Annotated in this window: 14 protein-coding genes; 13 read left to right on the top strand and 1 reads right to left on the bottom strand. The window is 74.2% G+C overall.

The features are described from left to right. The 6 genes from AWW66_RS01175 to AWW66_RS01150 are packed head-to-tail and all read left to right on the top strand — an operon-like array spanning position 1 to position 4,384. The gene (locus tag AWW66_RS01175) at positions 1-321 is read left to right on the top strand and encodes an antibiotic biosynthesis monooxygenase family protein (protein WP_245647809.1); all 321 of its coding nucleotides are present in this window, start codon (positions 1-3) and stop codon (positions 319-321) included. Then, the gene (locus tag AWW66_RS01170; protein WP_067359406.1) at positions 318-626 is read left to right on the top strand and encodes an antibiotic biosynthesis monooxygenase family protein; all 309 of its coding nucleotides are present in this window, start codon (positions 318-320) and stop codon (positions 624-626) included. Before AWW66_RS01175 ends, AWW66_RS01170 begins: the two co-directional genes overlap by 4 nt. A 12-nt stretch (positions 627-638) precedes the next feature. Then, entirely contained in the window at positions 639-881 is a 243-nt protein-coding gene (locus AWW66_RS01165; RefSeq protein ID WP_067359405.1) for a DUF6059 family protein, read from the top strand. Further along, on the top strand, positions 878-2,557 hold the full coding sequence (locus AWW66_RS01160) for an acetyl-CoA carboxylase carboxyltransferase subunit alpha (protein WP_083978123.1): 1,680 nt from the start codon (positions 878-880) through the stop codon (positions 2,555-2,557). The genes AWW66_RS01165 and AWW66_RS01160 overlap by 4 nt, the downstream gene beginning before the upstream one ends. After that, complete coding sequence (gene accB, locus AWW66_RS01155; RefSeq protein ID WP_211271808.1) at positions 2,541-3,035, top strand: acetyl-CoA carboxylase biotin carboxyl carrier protein; 495 nt, start codon at positions 2,541-2,543, stop codon at positions 3,033-3,035. Before AWW66_RS01160 ends, accB begins: the two co-directional genes overlap by 17 nt. Continuing rightward, on the top strand, positions 3,035-4,384 hold the full coding sequence (locus AWW66_RS01150; RefSeq protein WP_067359403.1) for an acetyl-CoA carboxylase biotin carboxylase subunit: 1,350 nt from the start codon (positions 3,035-3,037) through the stop codon (positions 4,382-4,384). The genes accB and AWW66_RS01150 overlap by 1 nt, the downstream gene beginning before the upstream one ends. Positions 4,385-4,438: 54 nt before the next feature. On the opposite strand, the gene AWW66_RS01145 is transcribed toward AWW66_RS01150, so the two are convergent. After that, positions 4,439-4,867 (bottom strand): SCP2 sterol-binding domain-containing protein, encoded by a 429-nt coding sequence (locus tag AWW66_RS01145; RefSeq protein ID WP_067359402.1) that lies wholly within the window; start codon positions 4,865-4,867, stop codon positions 4,439-4,441. Between the two features lie 162 nt (positions 4,868-5,029). Between AWW66_RS01145 and AWW66_RS01140 the strand changes: the two genes are divergently transcribed. The 7 genes from AWW66_RS01140 to AWW66_RS01110 are packed head-to-tail and all read left to right on the top strand — an operon-like array spanning position 5,030 to position 14,488. After that, complete coding sequence (locus AWW66_RS01140) at positions 5,030-5,614, top strand: DUF1579 family protein (protein WP_169807038.1); 585 nt, start codon at positions 5,030-5,032, stop codon at positions 5,612-5,614. A 58-nt stretch (positions 5,615-5,672) separates the two neighbouring features. After that, a complete protein-coding gene (gene asnB / locus AWW66_RS01135; RefSeq protein WP_067359400.1) occupies positions 5,673-7,541 on the top strand; it encodes an asparagine synthase (glutamine-hydrolyzing) in 1,869 nt (622 codons plus the stop codon). A 25-nt stretch (positions 7,542-7,566) separates the two neighbouring features. Then, a complete protein-coding gene (glnT, locus tag AWW66_RS01130) occupies positions 7,567-8,919 on the top strand; it encodes a type III glutamate--ammonia ligase (protein ID WP_067359399.1) in 1,353 nt (450 codons plus the stop codon). A gap of 1 nt (position 8,920) precedes the next feature. After that, a complete protein-coding gene (locus AWW66_RS01125) occupies positions 8,921-10,480 on the top strand; it encodes an FAD-dependent monooxygenase (RefSeq protein ID WP_067359398.1) in 1,560 nt (519 codons plus the stop codon). After that, entirely contained in the window at positions 10,470-12,092 is a 1,623-nt protein-coding gene (locus tag AWW66_RS01120; protein ID WP_067359397.1) for an FAD-dependent monooxygenase, read from the top strand. Before AWW66_RS01125 ends, AWW66_RS01120 begins: the two co-directional genes overlap by 11 nt. A gap of 3 nt (positions 12,093-12,095) precedes the next feature. Continuing rightward, positions 12,096-13,355, top strand: coding sequence for a glycosyltransferase 87 family protein (locus tag AWW66_RS01115; protein ID WP_067359396.1), 1,260 nt, complete (start codon positions 12,096-12,098; stop codon positions 13,353-13,355). Then, complete coding sequence (locus AWW66_RS01110) at positions 13,352-14,488, top strand: nucleotide disphospho-sugar-binding domain-containing protein (RefSeq protein WP_067359395.1); 1,137 nt, start codon at positions 13,352-13,354, stop codon at positions 14,486-14,488. The genes AWW66_RS01115 and AWW66_RS01110 overlap by 4 nt, the downstream gene beginning before the upstream one ends. Positions 14,489-14,523: the final 35 nt, after the last annotated feature.

Below are 14,523 nucleotides of genomic sequence, written 5' to 3'. Positions count from 1 at the left end.
GTGGGCACCTTCCGGGTGATGCTGCGGGCCGAGATCAGGCCCGGCATGGAGAACGACTTCGAGCAGGCGTGGTTGTCCGTCGGGCGGAGGGTCACCGACCACCCGGCCAACCTCGGGCAGTGGCTGTGCCGCAGTGAGACGGAAGCGCACGTCTACTACATCTTCAGCGACTGGACCGACGAGCCGAGCTTCCGCGAGTTCGAGCGCAGCGACCAGCACGTCGAGCACCGGATGACGCTGCACCCGTACCGCTCGGGCGGCGCGATGAGCACCATGACGGTGCGCCACGCGCTGACCGGTACCGAGGCGGCGACCCGGTGACCGGGCGGGCCCGGGTGATCGTCTACCTGCGCGCGCCGCAGGAGGGTCCGGGGGCGATCGAGAAGGCGTACCACGAGATCAGCGGCCGGCTGGCGGCGACGCCCGGGCTCCTGCGCAACGAGCTGATGCGCTCGACCCTCGACCCGGGTGGCTTCGCCGTGCTGTCCGAGTGGTCCAGCCTGGCCGACTTCCGCGCCTGGGAGGAGGGGGCCGCGCACCGCAACGCCACCTCGCCGCTGCGGCCGTACCAGGACCGCGACGGGGCGCGGCACTACGGCATCTACGAGATCGTCGCCGCGTACTGAGAGGGGTGGCCCGTGAAGCCGACCCGGATCCTGCACGCCCTGGTACGCGCCGGCGCGGCCTCGCTCCGGTGGGTGTGGGAGAGCCTGTGCGTGTACGGCAGGTCGATCGAGTTGGCCGCCGGGGTCACCCCGTACCGCCACCGCGGACCGCCCCCGACGCATCCGGAACGGCCGGCGGGCCACATCCCGCCGACGCCGGTGGAGCGGCGGTTGTGGTCCCAACTGGACGACCGGGCAGACAAGGGGGAGAGATGACTGCGCTGCTGACCGACGCGGCGAGTTGGAGACGGTGTGGCAGCTGCGCCGAGCTGATCTACCAGCGGCGGTTCCTGCGCAACCTGCGGGTGTGCCCGCACTGCGCGCACCACGAGCGGCTGGACGCGCCGGCCCGGCTGGCGCAGCTGCTCGACCCCGGTTCCGCCGAGCCGCTGCCGGCCGGCGCCGCCACCGTCGTGGACCCCCTGGACTTCGTCGACGACCAGCCGTACCCGCACCGGCTCAAGGCGAGCGCCGACCGGACCGGGTTGGACGAGGCGGTGGTCTGTGTCCGGGGCCGGATCGAGGACCAGCCCGTGGTCGTGGCCGCGATGGACTTCCGGTTCATGGGTGGCAGCCTGGGCGTGGCGGTGGGGGAGCGGATCACCGCCGCGGCCGGGGTGGCGCTGCGCGAGCGGGTGCCGTTGCTGGTCGTCACCGCCTCCGGCGGCGCGCGGATGCAGGAGGGCGCGCTGTCGCTGATGCAGATGGCGAAGACCAGCCAGGCGATGGCCGCCCTCGACGAGGCGGGGATCCTCACGCTCTCGGTGGCCACCGATCCGACGTACGGCGGCGTGGCGGCCTCGTTCGCCTCCCTCGCCGACGTGATCATCGCCGAGCCTGGCGTCCGGATGGGTTTCGCGGGCCGGCGGGTGATCGCCCAGACCATCCGGCAGGAGCTGCCGGCCGACTTCCAGAGCGCGGAGTTCCTGCTGGAGCACGGTCTGATCGACCTGGTGACGCCCCGCGCCGCGCTGCGGGGAGTGCTCGGCCAGCTGCTGCGCGCCGGCCGGCGGTGGCCGGGGCCCCCGCCCGTGGCGCCCGCCGACCGGGTGCTCGTCACCGACGCCGCCGCGCTGCCGGAGCGCCGCGCCTGGGATTCGGTGCAGCTCGCCCGGCACGTGGACCGGCCCACCACGCTGGACTACGCCGCGCACCTGCTCGACTGGTTCGTCGAGCTGCGGGGCGACCGGATGGGCCGGGACTGCCGGGCGATCGTGGGCGGCATCGGTCTGCTCGACGGCCGCCCGGTGCTGCTGATCGGCCAGCAGAAGGGTCACACGACCCGGGAGCTGGTCGACCGGAACTTCGGCATGCCCAGCCCCGAGGGCTACCGCAAGGCGGCCCGCCTGATGCGCCTCGCCGCCAAGGTGGGGATGCCGGTGGTGACGTTCGTCGACACGCCCGGCGCGTACCCGGGGATGGCGGCGGAGCAGCACGGCCAGGCGGCGGCCATCGCGGAGAACCTGCGGCTGATGTCCGGCCTCCCGGTGCCGGTGGTGTCGGTGGTGACCGGGGAGGGCGGCAGCGGCGGCGCCCTCGCCATCGGCGTCGCGGACCGGGTTCTGGCCTGCGAGAACGCGGTCTACTCGGTGATCAGTCCGGAGGGGTGCGCCGCCATCCTCTGGCGGGACCCGGCCGCCGCGCCGACCGCCGCCGAGGCGTTGCGGCTCACCGCCCGTGAGCTGCTGCGGCTGGGCATCGTCGACGGGGTGGTCCCGGAGCCCGCCGGTGGCAGCCAGCGCGACCACGTGGCGGCCGGGGAGTCGGTCCGGGCGGCGTTGGCGGAGGTGCTCGCCGACCTGGCCCCCCTGGCCGGGCAGGAGCTGATCCGGTCCCGGCGCCAGCGCTATCTCGCTTTCGGCAGGGAGGACGTCGGTGACAGCGCAGCATGAACGACGCGGGGTCCGCGACCCACGGGACGCCCTGGAGGCGGTCGCGCTGAGCGCGATCGAGCTGGCCCGCCGGGCCAGCGCCCGGCCGCGCCGGATCAGCGTCCGACACGGGGACACCAGCGTGGAGATCGAGTGGGAGGCGGGCGAGGGCGGCCCGGCGGCCCCCGCCCCGGCGGACCCGGCGGTCGGTGCCGACGGCGACGCGGCGAGCGGCCACGAGGTCGTCCGCTCGCCCGTGGTCGGCACCTTCTACCGGGCGCCCGAGCCCGGCATGAAGCCCTTCGTCGAGGTCGGCGACGCTGTCGAGCGGGGCCAGCAGGTCGGGATCGTGGAGGCGATGAAGCTGATGAACGGGATCCAGTCCGAGGTGACCGGCCGGGTCGTGGAGATCCTGGTCGCCGACGCGACCCCGGTCGAGTACGGGCAGCCGCTGATCGTCGTGGCGCCCCTGGACGTGGCCGTGGATCGGGGGGAGTGATGTTCAAGAAGGTCCTCATCGCCAACCGGGGCGAGATCGCGCTGCGGGTGGCGCGTACCTGCCGGGAACTCGGCATCGCCACCGTGGCGGTGCACTCCACGGTGGACCGGGACTCGGCGGTGGTCCGCTTCGCCGACGAGGCCGTCCAGATCGGGCCGGCCGCGGCCCGGCGTACGTATCTCAACGCCGGCGCCATCGTGGAGGCGGCCCTGCAGACCGGGGCGGACGCGATCCATCCCGGGTACGGCTTCCTGTCCGAGGACCCGGACATCGCCGACATCTGTGCCGAGCACGGCATCACCTTCGTGGGGCCGGGGCCGGAGGTGATGGCCCAGCTCGGCGACAAGGCGACCGCCCGGGCGCTGATGGCGTCGGCGGGGCTGCCGGTGCTGCCCGGGTCGCCCCGGACCCTGGACAGCCTGGACGGGGCCACCGAGGTGGCCGACCGGATCGGCTACCCGCTCATCATCAAGGCGGCGGCCGGGGGCGGTGGTCGCGGCATGACCGTGGTACGGGCCCGGCGTGACTTCCGGGCCGCGTACCGGAGCACCCGCGCCGCCGCCCAGGCGGCCTTCGGTGACGGCCGGGTCTACGTCGAGCGTTATCTGGAGCAGGCCCGGCACATCGAGGTCCAGGTGTTGTGCGACAACCACGGCAACGCCATCTACCTCGGCGAGCGGGACTGTTCCATCCAGCGACGGCACCAGAAGCTGGTCGAGGAGACCCCGGCGGTGGCCCTGCCGCCGGGGCTCGCGGGGCAGATGGGGGAGGCGTCCGTCGCCGGCTGCCGTGCGGTCGGCTTCACCGGCGCGGGGACGTTCGAGTTCCTGGTCGACGGCGACGGCTCCTTCTACCTCATGGAGATCAACTGTCGGATCCAGGTCGAGCACCCGGTCACCGAGATGATCACGGGGATCGACATCGTCCGGGAACAGTTGCGGGTGGCCGCCGGTGGCCGGCTGCCCTTCACCCAGGCCGATGTCGCGCCCCGGGGCGCCGCGATCGAGTGCCGGGTCATCACCGAGCACCCGGAGCGGGGCTTCCTGCCCACCCCCGGTCTGCTCACCGAGTTCGAGCCGCCCGGCGGGCCGTTCGTCCGGGTGGACACGCACGGCCGGGCCGGCTACCGGGTGACGCCGGACTACGACTCGCTGCTGGCGAAGGTGGTCACCTGGGGCGCCGACCGGGACGAGGCCATCGCGCGGATGGACCGGGCGCTCGGGGAGTTCCGCGTCGCCGGACCGGGCGTGCACACCACCATCGACTTCCTGCGCCGCGTCCTGGCCAACCCCGAGTTCCGGACCGGCACCCACACCACGGGGACGCTGGACACGATGCTGGCGGGCTGACCGCACGTCGAAGGGGGCCGCGCCGGAAACGGCGCGGCCCCCTTCGACGGCACGCTAGAGCGTGCTGAACCAGTCCCGCCACTTCATCGCGAAGAAGGTGTTGCCCGAGACCTTGAGCTTGCCGGTCATGAACGCCTGCGGGCCGGCCAGCTTCCCCGTGGTCATCTGGAGGAAGTCCGGCAGCGCCACGCCGATCTTCACCTTGTGCTCCGCCGGGATCCCCTTCCCGATCCGGCATTCTCCGTGGTCGATCTCGACGTGGTAGTGCTTCGCGCCCTCGGGCGTGCTGATTTCGTACAGGAACGTGCCCTGCTGCTTGCGGGTCTTCTCCGCCTTGAAGGTGCTCGGCGTCAGCTCGAAGACCAGGTCGAGGACACCGTCGATGCCCTCGGGCTGCTTCGCGATCTGCTCGACCAGGTCGTCGCCGCTGGTGGAGTCGATCACCGGTCGCAACTCTTCGAAACGGTTCTGTGCGTCACTCATCAGCGCCTCCTGCTGGCATGGCCACGTGAGGCGAGATTGGCAGCCGGCGCTAGGAGCGCACTAGAAAAATGCTGGGTCGCCCCCGTTGAGCCGGTCTCGATTCCGCCCCTAGCGCGGATTGCCAGCATGTGGCCGTCGGAGCCGACGCAGGGAGGCACGGAGATGGCATTGGTGAACCGGAGGGCCCTCGCGGCCATCACGTCGGTCGTCACACTGGCGCTCGCCGTACCCGGCGTCGCGGCGGTCACCGCCGGTGCCCCACCGGGGGCGCCGTCGCTGACCGGTGGCGCCGACCCGGCGGAACGGCTGCGCGAGATGTCGTCGTTCACCGGCCGGTGGCGGTGCACCGGCCGGGACTCCACCCCGGAGGGTACGTCGTACCCGGTCGTCGCCGACGCGACCGTCGACTGGGCCGCCGACGGCAGTTGGCTGCGCTTCGACCTGGCGGAGCGGCGTACGGCGGAGAACCCGGAGCCGCTGTCCGGCACCTGGCTGTGGGGGTACGAGACCACCGACAAGCGGTTCAGCGCGTTCTTCTTCGACAGCCTCGGCAACCGGACCGAGCAGTACGCCCCCGGCTGGCGCGGCGACGAGCTGCTCTTCGAGGGGCGGATCGTCGGCCCGGGGTTCGAGGCGCCGTACCGCGACGTGGTGACCCGCACCGGCGACACCGGCTTCACGGTCAGCGGTCAGGGCCACCTGGCCGGTCAGTGGATCACCTTCCAGGAGCTGGAGTGCCGGGGCTGAGCCGACGGCACGCCGCACCCCCCACCCACCCCGTAACGAGACCAAGGAGCGTGCACGCATGTGCGGTATCGCCGGCTGGATCGATTTCGAGCGTGACCTGTCCCGGGAGGGTGCGGTCGCCGAAGCCATGAACGAGGCGCTGGCCTGTCGGGGCCCCGACGGCCGGGGCGTGTGGGTGGACCGGCACGCGGTGCTCGGCCACACCCGCAACGCGGTCATCGACATCCCCGGTGGCGGCCAGCCGATGGCCGTCGAGTCCGACGGCCGGACCGTGGCCGCGATCTCCTACAGCGGGGAGATCTACAACTACCGCGAGCTGAAGAAGGAGCTGGAGTCGTACGGGCACCGGTTCCGCTCGAACTGCGACACCGAGGTGGCGCTGCGCGCGTACCTGCAGTGGGGGCTGGCCAGCGCCGAGCACCTGGTCGGCATGTTCGCCTTCGGCGTCTGGGATCCGCGTGAGCAGCGCCTGGTCCTGATCCGCGACCACATGGGCATCAAGCCGCTGCACTTCGCCCGGGTCGCCGAGGGCGTGGTCTTCGGCTCCGAGCCGAAGGCGTTGTTCGCCTCCGGCCGGATCAGCCCGGCGGTCAACGCCGACGGCCTGCGCGAGTTGTTCTGCCAGTCGAAGACGCCGGGCGTGTCGGTCTTCACGGGGGTGCAGGAGGTCAAGCCCGGCCACGTCGTGGTGATCACCCGGGGCGGCCTGACGGAGCACTGCTACTGGCGGATCGAGTCCCGGCCGCACACCGACGACCTGGCCACCACCGTCTCCACCATCCGGGAGCTGCTGACGGAGTCCGTCGCCTCGCAACTGGTGGCCGACGTGCCGGTGGGCATCCTGCTCTCCGGCGGCTTGGACTCCAGCGTCATCACGGCGCTGGCCGAGCGGGACCGCCGGCGGCGGGGCGCCGACCCGCTGCCCACCTTCTCGCTGGACTTCGCCGGCTACACCGAGAACTTCCAGCCCGACGAGGTGCGCGACACCCCGGACGGCCCGTACGCGTGGGAGATGGCCCGCCACGCGGGGACCGAGCACCGGGAGATCCTGCTGGACCCGGGGACCATGATGGACCCGGAGGTCCGCCGGACCACGATGCGCTGCCAGGACCTGCCCACCCCGATGGGGGACGGCGACGCCTCGATCTACCTGGTCTCCCGGGAGGTGCGCAAGCGGGCCACGGTGGTGCTGTCCGGGGAGACCGCCGACGAGGTCTTCGGCGGCTTCAACTGGGTGCACAGCCCGCAGCTCGTCTACGCCGAGACGTTCCCGTGGGTGGCGATCGGCCAGCTCGTCGACCCGACCTGGCCGGGGCTCGGCGCCGGACTGCTCGACAAGGGGCTGTTGGCCAAGCTGGACATCGCGGGCGCCACCGCCGACCGGTACCGCGACGCCCTCGCCGAGGTGCCGCACCTGCCGGGTGAGCAGGGGCACGAGCGCCGGATGCGGGAGCTGCTGCACCTGCACCTGACCCGGTGGCTGCCGGTCCTGTTCGACCGCACCGACCGGCTGGCGATGGCGGCGGCGCTGGAGATCCGTGTCCCGTTCTGTGACCACCGGCTGATCGACTACGTGTTCAACACCCCGTGGGCGATGAAGAGCTTCGACGGCCGGGAGAAGAGCCTGCTGCGCGCCGCCGCCGGGGACCTGGTGCCGCGGTCCGTCCTGGAGCGGCGCAAGAGCCCGTACCCGGTCACCCAGGACCCCCGGTACGCGCGGCTGCTGTGCGCCGAGTTCGACCGGCTGCTCGCCGACCGCGACGCCCCCGTGGCGCCGCTGTTCGACGCCGCCGCCGCCCGGCAGGTGACCGCCGACCCGGACGAGCTGGCCACCGGCATGGGTGCCTGGGTGCAGCGCGGCAACGTCGAGATGATCCTCCAGCTCGACGCGTGGCTGCGCGACTACGACGTCCGGGTCTCCCTGTGAGGCCGGCGGAGGTGGGGAGGGCACCGTGACCGCGCCGCCGACCGACCTCGACGACCTGCTCGCCGCGACCGAGCGGGACGGCATCGAGTTCGTCCTGATGATGTTCGTCAACCTGTCCGGTAAGCCGTGCGCCAAGCTCACCCCGGTGGCCGTCCTGCCCGAGCTGGCCCGGACCGGGATCGGCTTCGCCGGTCACGCCGCCGGTGAGCTGGGCCAGTCGGCGGCCGACCCGGACGTGGTGGCGATGCCCGACCCCCGGTCGTACGCGCCGATGCCGTGGCAGCCCGGACTGGCGGTGCTGCAGTGCGACCTCTGGGTCGAGGGCGCGCCGTGGCCGTACTCGCCGCGGGTCATCCTGCGGCGGGAGACCGAACGGCTGCGCCGGCGCGGCCAGGTGCTGAAGGTGGGGGCGGAGCCCGAGTACTTCCTGCTGGAGCGCGACCCCGGCGGAGGGCTGCGGGTGGCCGACCCGCTCGACGACGGTCACTCGCCCTGCTACGACGCCCGCGCCGCGACCCGGGCGTACGGGCACCTGACCGAGGTGAGCCGGACGCTGGACCACCTCGGGTGGGGCAACTACTCCAACGACCACGAGGACGCCCACGGCCAGTTCGAGCACAACTTCGGCTACGCCGACGCGCTGACCACGGCCGACCGGGTGGTGCTGTTCCGGTACCTGGTGCACACGCTCGCCCAGCGGGCCGGTCGGATCGCCACCTTCATGCCCAAGCCGTTCGCGCACCTGACCGGCAACGGGCTGCACCTGCACCTGAGCCTGTGGAGCACCGACGGCGACGAGCTGTTCGCCCCGGGGCCCGACGACGCGGCGGGCCTGTCCGGTCTGGGCAGCCGGTTCGTCGCCGGCATCCTGGCGCACGCGCCCGGGCTGATGGCCCTCACCTGCCCGACGGTGAACTCCTACAAGCGGCTCGGGGCCGGGTCGGCGACCGCCAGCGGGGCGAGCTGGGCCCCCGGCTACGCGAGCTGGGGCGGCAACAACCGCACCCAGATGCTGCGGGTACCGGCGGACGGGCGGGTGGAGGTCCGCTGCGTCGACGGCGCCGCCAACCCGTACCTGGCCCTGGCCGGGCTGCTCGCCGCCGGCCTGGACGGCATCGACCGGCACCTCGATCCCGGCCCGCCCAACACCGACGACCTGGAGCGGGGCACCGCCACCCGGGGCGCGGCCCGGCTGCCGCAGACCCTCCTGCACGCGGTCGACGAACTCGCCGTGGACGGGGTGCTGCGGCAGGGCCTCGGCAAGGTCCCCGGTGGCGAGTACGTCGACTACTACGTCGCCGTCAAGCGGGCGGAGTTCGCCGACTACCACGCTCAGGTCACCGACTGGGAGCTCAGTCGGTACCTGACCGGGTGCTGACGTGACGGTCCTCGTGGTCGGGGCCGGCCCGGCCGGTCTGGCGCTCGCCGCCGGGCTGGCCGGGCACGGCGTCCGGTGCCGGGTCGTCGACCGGCGGCCGTCCGCGCCCGCCGGAACCGGCTGCCCGAACGTGTGGCCGCGTACCCAGCGGGCGCTGCACCTGCTCGGTGTCGACGTCGAGGAGCTGCGCCGGTCGGCCCGGTCGTTCACGCACAAGGTGTGGCAGCCGCACGACGACCCGATCACCATCGACATCCGGGAGGACACCGACGACGGCCCCTGGCGGGTGCCGTTCACCGTCGACCAGGAGATCCTGGTGGCCGCGCTCCTGCGACGGCTGGCGGAGCACGGTGTCGAGGTGGAGTGGGGCCGGGACGTCGAGGCGTTGCGCCCCGGGGGCGGCGGGGTCCGCGTCCGGTGGCGGCACGGCGGGGTGGCCGGCTCCGCACCCGTCGACTGGGTGGTGGGCGCGGACGGCGCGGAGAGCACCGTCCGGGCCGCCGCCGGCGTCGGCTGGGAGGTGACCCCCTTCGACCAGGTCGACTGGGTGCAGCGCGACGTGGTGGTACGGGCGCCCCGACCGCTCGACCCGCACACCGAGTACATCTTCCACGCCCCGCGTACCCATCTCGGGCTGGTGCCGCTGCCCGGGGGCCGGCACCGGCTGTTCCTCGCCGCCCCGGCGGACGGCGGCGGGGCGCCGGAGCGGCTCGCGGACCCGGACCGGCTGGCCGCCCTGCTCCGGGACGTCTCCGGGGCGGCGTACGAGGTGCGGGCCGCCGGCCCGGCGTGGTCGGTGCGGCCCCGCGCGGCCCTCGCGGAGACCTTCCGCCGGGGCCGCTGCCTGCTCCTCGGTGAGGCCGCCCGGGTCTTTCCGCTCCCGGTGCAGGCCATGAACACCGGCGTGCAGGACGCCGCGAACCTGGCCTGGAAACTCGCCGCCGTGGCGTCCGGGCGGGCCGACGAGGGCCTCCTGGACACCTACACCGCCGAACGGCGGGAGGTGGCGGCCGGCCTGCTGGCCCGGACCGGCTGGCTGCTCACCAGCAGCCTGGAACCGGAGGCGGTCGAGCTGTTCCGCGCCGGGTACGCCCGTCGGGGCGGACGGCCGCTGGTGCGTACCGAACCGGAGGTGGTCCTGCCACCGGGCCGGCTGGTCGGCGGACCCGGCCCGGCCGGCGCGGAGCTGGCCGGTCGCCCGCTGCCGGACGTGCCGGTGGTCGACCACGCCGGTGCCGAGGTGTCCCTCGCCGCCACCGTCGCCGGCCCGTGGTGGACGGTGCTGGTGCTGGCCGACACCCCGGTCCCGCCCGAGCTGTACCGGCGGCTGCGGTGCCGGCCCGTCGCCCCGGCCGTCCGGGTGCGCGTGGTCGGGCCGTGCGGCGTCGCCACCGGCCCGGAGGACCTGCGGGACCGGTCCGGGCGGGCCCGCCGTCGACTCGGCACCGGACTGCTCGTCGTCCGCCCCGACGGCTATCTCGCCCAGCACTTCACATCGGACGGGGGCGCCGCGGTCGGTGCCTTCCTCACCCGCGCCCTGGGAGGCAGCGATGGACGTTGAACACCACCCGGTCCTCATCGTCGGGGGGAGCCTGGTCGGGCTCTCCACGGCGGTGTTCCTCGCCGACCGGGGCATCCGCCCCCTGCTGGTGGAGCGGCACGCGGACACGTCGCGGTACGCGCGCGCGTGGGGGGTGAACCCGCGCACCATGGAGCTGTACCGGTCGGTCGGCCTGGAGGAGGCGATCCGGCGGGCGCAGCGCCGCCTCGACGGTGCCGCCCGGCGCAGCGGGATCCTGCGGGCGGAGAGCCTGGCGGGGGAGGAGCACGGCTGGTTCGACGCGCCGTACGTGCACGGCGTCTACGAGGACTCCGGCGCGGTCAGCCCCACCGGGTGGGCGCCCTGCCCGCAGGACCGGCTGGAGCCCGTGCTGCGGGCGCGTGCCGGGGCGCTCGGCGCGGACCTGCGCTTCGGCACCGTCCTGACCGGTTTCGACCAGGACGCCGGCGGGGTGACCGCCACCGTCGAGGACCGGTCCACCGGCGTACGCCGGCGGGTGCGGGCGGAGTACCTGGTCGGGTGCGACGGCAACACCAGTGCCGTCCGCGCCCGGCTCGGCGTCGGCACCAGCGGCGTCGGCACGATGGTGCACAACGTCGCCATCCTCTTCGCCGCCGACCTGACCCCGGTGCTGCGCGGCCGGGCGTTCATGCACTGCCAGGTGATGAACGAGGAGGTGACCGGCGTCCTCGGCACCGACGGCGAGCGCTGGCAGTTGGACGCGCTCTACTGGCCGGCCAACGGTGAGCGGTTCGAGGACTTCACCGAGCAGCGGTGCGTGGCCCTGGTCCGCGCGGCGGTCGGCGTACCGGACCTGCCGGTGGAGATCCTCGGTCGGCTCCCGTGGGAGCTGGGCGCCCGGGTGGCGGACACGTTCGCCGTCGGCCGGGTGTTCCTGGCCGGCGACTCCGCCCACGTGCACCCGCCGACCGGCGGGTTCGGGGCCAACACCGGTGTGCAGGACGCGCACAACCTCGCCTGGAAGCTGGCCGCCACGCTCACCGGCGCCGCCGGGCCCGGCCTGCTCGCCAGCTACGACGCCGAACGGCGTTCGGTCGGGTCGTTCACGGTGGACCAGGCCGTGGCGCGGTCGCTGCAACGGTTCCGCAACCCGGCGGTCGCCGACATCGAGGCGGTGCCGATCGTCGACGACCTGACGGTGATGATGGGCTACCGCTACCACTCCGGCGCGGTGGTCGCCGAACCGGACGACCCCGGCCCGCCGGCCACGGTCGGCGACGACTACGAGAACCCGGGCAAGCCGACCGGCCGGCCGGGCACGCGGGCCGCGCACGTGCCCGTCGAGCACGGCGACCGTGAGGTGTCCCTGCTGGACCTGCTCGGCCGGCAGTTCACGCTGCTGCACGCCGACGACGGCCAGGACTGGCGCACGGCGGCGGACCGGGCGGCCACGGCCCTCGGGGTGGCGGTGGCCGTGCTCGGCGTCGGCGTCGACCTGCTCGACCCGGCCGGCGCCTGGCCGGCCGCGTACGGCGTCCACGGCGCGGGCGCGGTGCTGGTCCGTCCGGACGGTTTCATCGGGTGGCGCGGTGCCGATCCGGGCCGGGTCGGCGACGCGCTGCGCCGGATCCTCGACCGGCCGGAGGTGTGAGCGATGAGCTCGATGCAGGTTCCGACCGGGCCGGCGCGGGCCCGGACCGGCCGTGGCGTCGTCGGCTGGGGCGTCGCGGCGCTCGCGCTCGCCGTCGTGCTCTGGGCCACCCAGCGGCAGGTCATCTGGTGGATGGCCGACTGGCGGGTGTACGACGTGGCGGTCCGCGCGGTGCTCGACGGCGACGGGCGGCTCTACGACGTCACCGCGCCGCCGCTGAGCGCCGAGTTGCGGTTCGCGGCCCCGTTCAACTATCCGCCGTTCGCGGCGTTGGTGCTGCTGCCGTTCGCGGTCCTGCCGTGGGACGTCCTCGCGGTGGTGTGGACCGCGCTGAAGCTGGTCGCGTTGGGCCTGGTGGTGGCGCGGTGCCTGGACGCGCTGCGGGTGGACCGGGCCCGGCGGCGCTGGGTGCTGCCGGCGTTCCTGGCGGGGCTGCTCCTGGTCGACCCGGTCTTCACCGACGTGCAGGTGGGCAACATCAACACGTTCCTGCTGGCGCTGGTGGTGCTGGACCTGACCCGGCCGGTCGGTGCCCGGGGCCGGGGCGCGCTGGTGGGCCTGGCCGCCGCCATCAAGATCACGCCGGGCTTCTTCGTGCTCTACCTGCTGGTAACCCGGCAGTACCGGGCCGCCGGCTGGGCGGCGGCCGGGCTCGGCACGGTCGCGGTGGGCGCGGCGGTGCTGCCCCGCGACTCGTGGCGGTACTGGACCGACGTGGTCGTCCGCCCGGAGCGGGTCTTCGCACCGCAGTTCACCCACAACCAGTCGCTGCGCGGGGTGCTCGTCCGGTTGCAGGGCACCGCCGAGCAGAACCTCGGCTGGCTGCTGCTGGCCGTCGTGGTGGGGCTGCTCGGGCTCGCCCTCGCGGTCGGCCTGCACCGCCGGGGCGAGGAGATCGCCGCGATCACCGTCTGCGGGGTGGTCACCGCGCTGGTCTCCCCGTTCTCCTGGAACCACCACTGGATCTGGCTGGTGCCCGGCCTGGTGCTGCTCTGGGTGGTCGCCGCCCGACGCCGGTCGGGGGCGGTGTGGGCGGTCACCGCGGTCGTCACGCTGATCTTCCTCACCCGGCCGTACCTGTTCGCCACGTTCGACCCCATCGACGGCTTCGGGCTCGGGCCGGTGGCCCAGTTGCTCGCCGCCTCGTACGTGCTCACCGGGCTCGCGCTGCTCGCGCTCGCCGAGGGGCACCGCCGCGCGTCGGTGGCGCACCCGGCGGCGTACCGCGCCCCGGTCGACGGAAAGGAAGGTGTCTCCCGATGAGAGTCCTCGTCACCACCCCGCCCGGCCTGGGCCACTCGCTGAGCCTCATCCCGGTGGCCTGGGCCCTGCGGGCCGCCGGGCACGACGTGCTCGTGGCGACCAGCGGCAGCTCCGTACGGGCGGTCGGCCACGCCGGCCTGCCGGTCCTCGACGGCTACCCGGACGGCGACATCGCCGAGGTGTTCACCCTGCACGAGCAGCGGGCCGCCGAGACGGGCTTCGAGCTGTCCCGCTTCGTCGGTGGCCTCTTCGGCGACCTCACCGACCGGATCGCCGACCGGGTCGTGGCGGCTGCCCGGGCGTGGCGTCCTGACCTGGTGATCCGCTCCTCGCTGGAGGAGGCCGGCTCGGTCGCCGCCGCCGTCCTGGGCGTGCCGGTGGTCTGCTACCACTTCGGTCTGCCCGTCCCCGTGGCGCTCCGGGAGGCCACCCGCGCCGCCGCCCGGGTGACCGCCGAGCGGCACGGCGTGTCGGAGTGGCCGGTCCGCCCGGCCCGTGTCCTCGACCCGATGCCGGCCAGCCTCCTCGACGAGGGCATGGAGCTGGACCAGCCCATCCGCTTCATTCCGTACTCCGGCGACGACGCGCCCCGCCCCGGCTGGATGCTGAAGCCGCCGGTGGACCGTCCCCGGGTCTGCGTCACGCTCGGCACCGAGGTGCCCCGCTGGGCGGGACTCGACGTGGTCGAGGAGGTTGTCGCGGCCGCCGCCGACGTCGACGTGGAGCTGCTGCTGGCGTTGGGCGGCGCCCCGGTCGACAGCCTCGGCCCGCTGCCGCCGAACGTGCGCGCGTTCTCCTGGTTCCCGATCGCCGACGTGGCGGCCACCTGCGCCGGCATCGTCCACCACGGTGGCGCGGCCACGGTGCTGACCGCCTGCGCCAACGGCATACCGCAGGTGGTGGTCCCGCACGGCGGCGACCAGTTCCTGGTCGCCCCGCTGCTGGCCAAGCGGGGTCTCGCGGTCGTGCTGGAGACCGGCGGGGTCGACCGGGACAGCGCCGCGGCGGCGCTGCGGCGCCTGGTGGGGGACGCCGCGCTGCGTGCGGCGGCCGGGGAGGTCCGCGACGAGATGGCCGCCGCGCCGGCCCCCACCGACCTGGTGGACCTGCTGGTCGGGGTGGCCCGCGCCTGAGCGGTACACGACCGGGGGTCCGGGGCCGGACGGCT

Source organism: Micromonospora rosaria (assembly GCF_001567585.1).
Classification (GTDB): domain Bacteria; phylum Actinomycetota; class Actinomycetes; order Mycobacteriales; family Micromonosporaceae; genus Micromonospora; species Micromonospora rosaria.
This window is presented reverse-complemented; position numbering and strand designations above follow the sequence as displayed.

Excerpts from the sequence above, each read along its gene's own strand:
- asnB (WP_067359400.1), top strand. The coding sequence starts at position 5,673 with ATGTGCGGTATCGCCGGCTGGATCGATTTCGAGCGTGACCTGTCCCGG.
- AWW66_RS01145 (WP_067359402.1), bottom strand. The coding sequence starts at position 4,867 with ATGAGTGACGCACAGAACCGTTTCGAAGAGTTGCGACCGGTGATCGAC.
- AWW66_RS01140 (WP_169807038.1), top strand. The coding sequence starts at position 5,030 with ATGGCATTGGTGAACCGGAGGGCCCTCGCGGCCATCACGTCGGTCGTC.
- AWW66_RS01160 (WP_083978123.1), top strand. The coding sequence starts at position 878 with ATGACTGCGCTGCTGACCGACGCGGCGAGTTGGAGACGGTGTGGCAGC.
- AWW66_RS01110 (WP_067359395.1), top strand. The coding sequence starts at position 13,352 with ATGAGAGTCCTCGTCACCACCCCGCCCGGCCTGGGCCACTCGCTGAGC.
- AWW66_RS01115 (WP_067359396.1), top strand. The coding sequence starts at position 12,096 with ATGAGCTCGATGCAGGTTCCGACCGGGCCGGCGCGGGCCCGGACCGGC.
- AWW66_RS01150 (WP_067359403.1), top strand. The coding sequence starts at position 3,035 with ATGTTCAAGAAGGTCCTCATCGCCAACCGGGGCGAGATCGCGCTGCGG.
- AWW66_RS01120 (WP_067359397.1), top strand. The coding sequence starts at position 10,470 with ATGGACGTTGAACACCACCCGGTCCTCATCGTCGGGGGGAGCCTGGTC.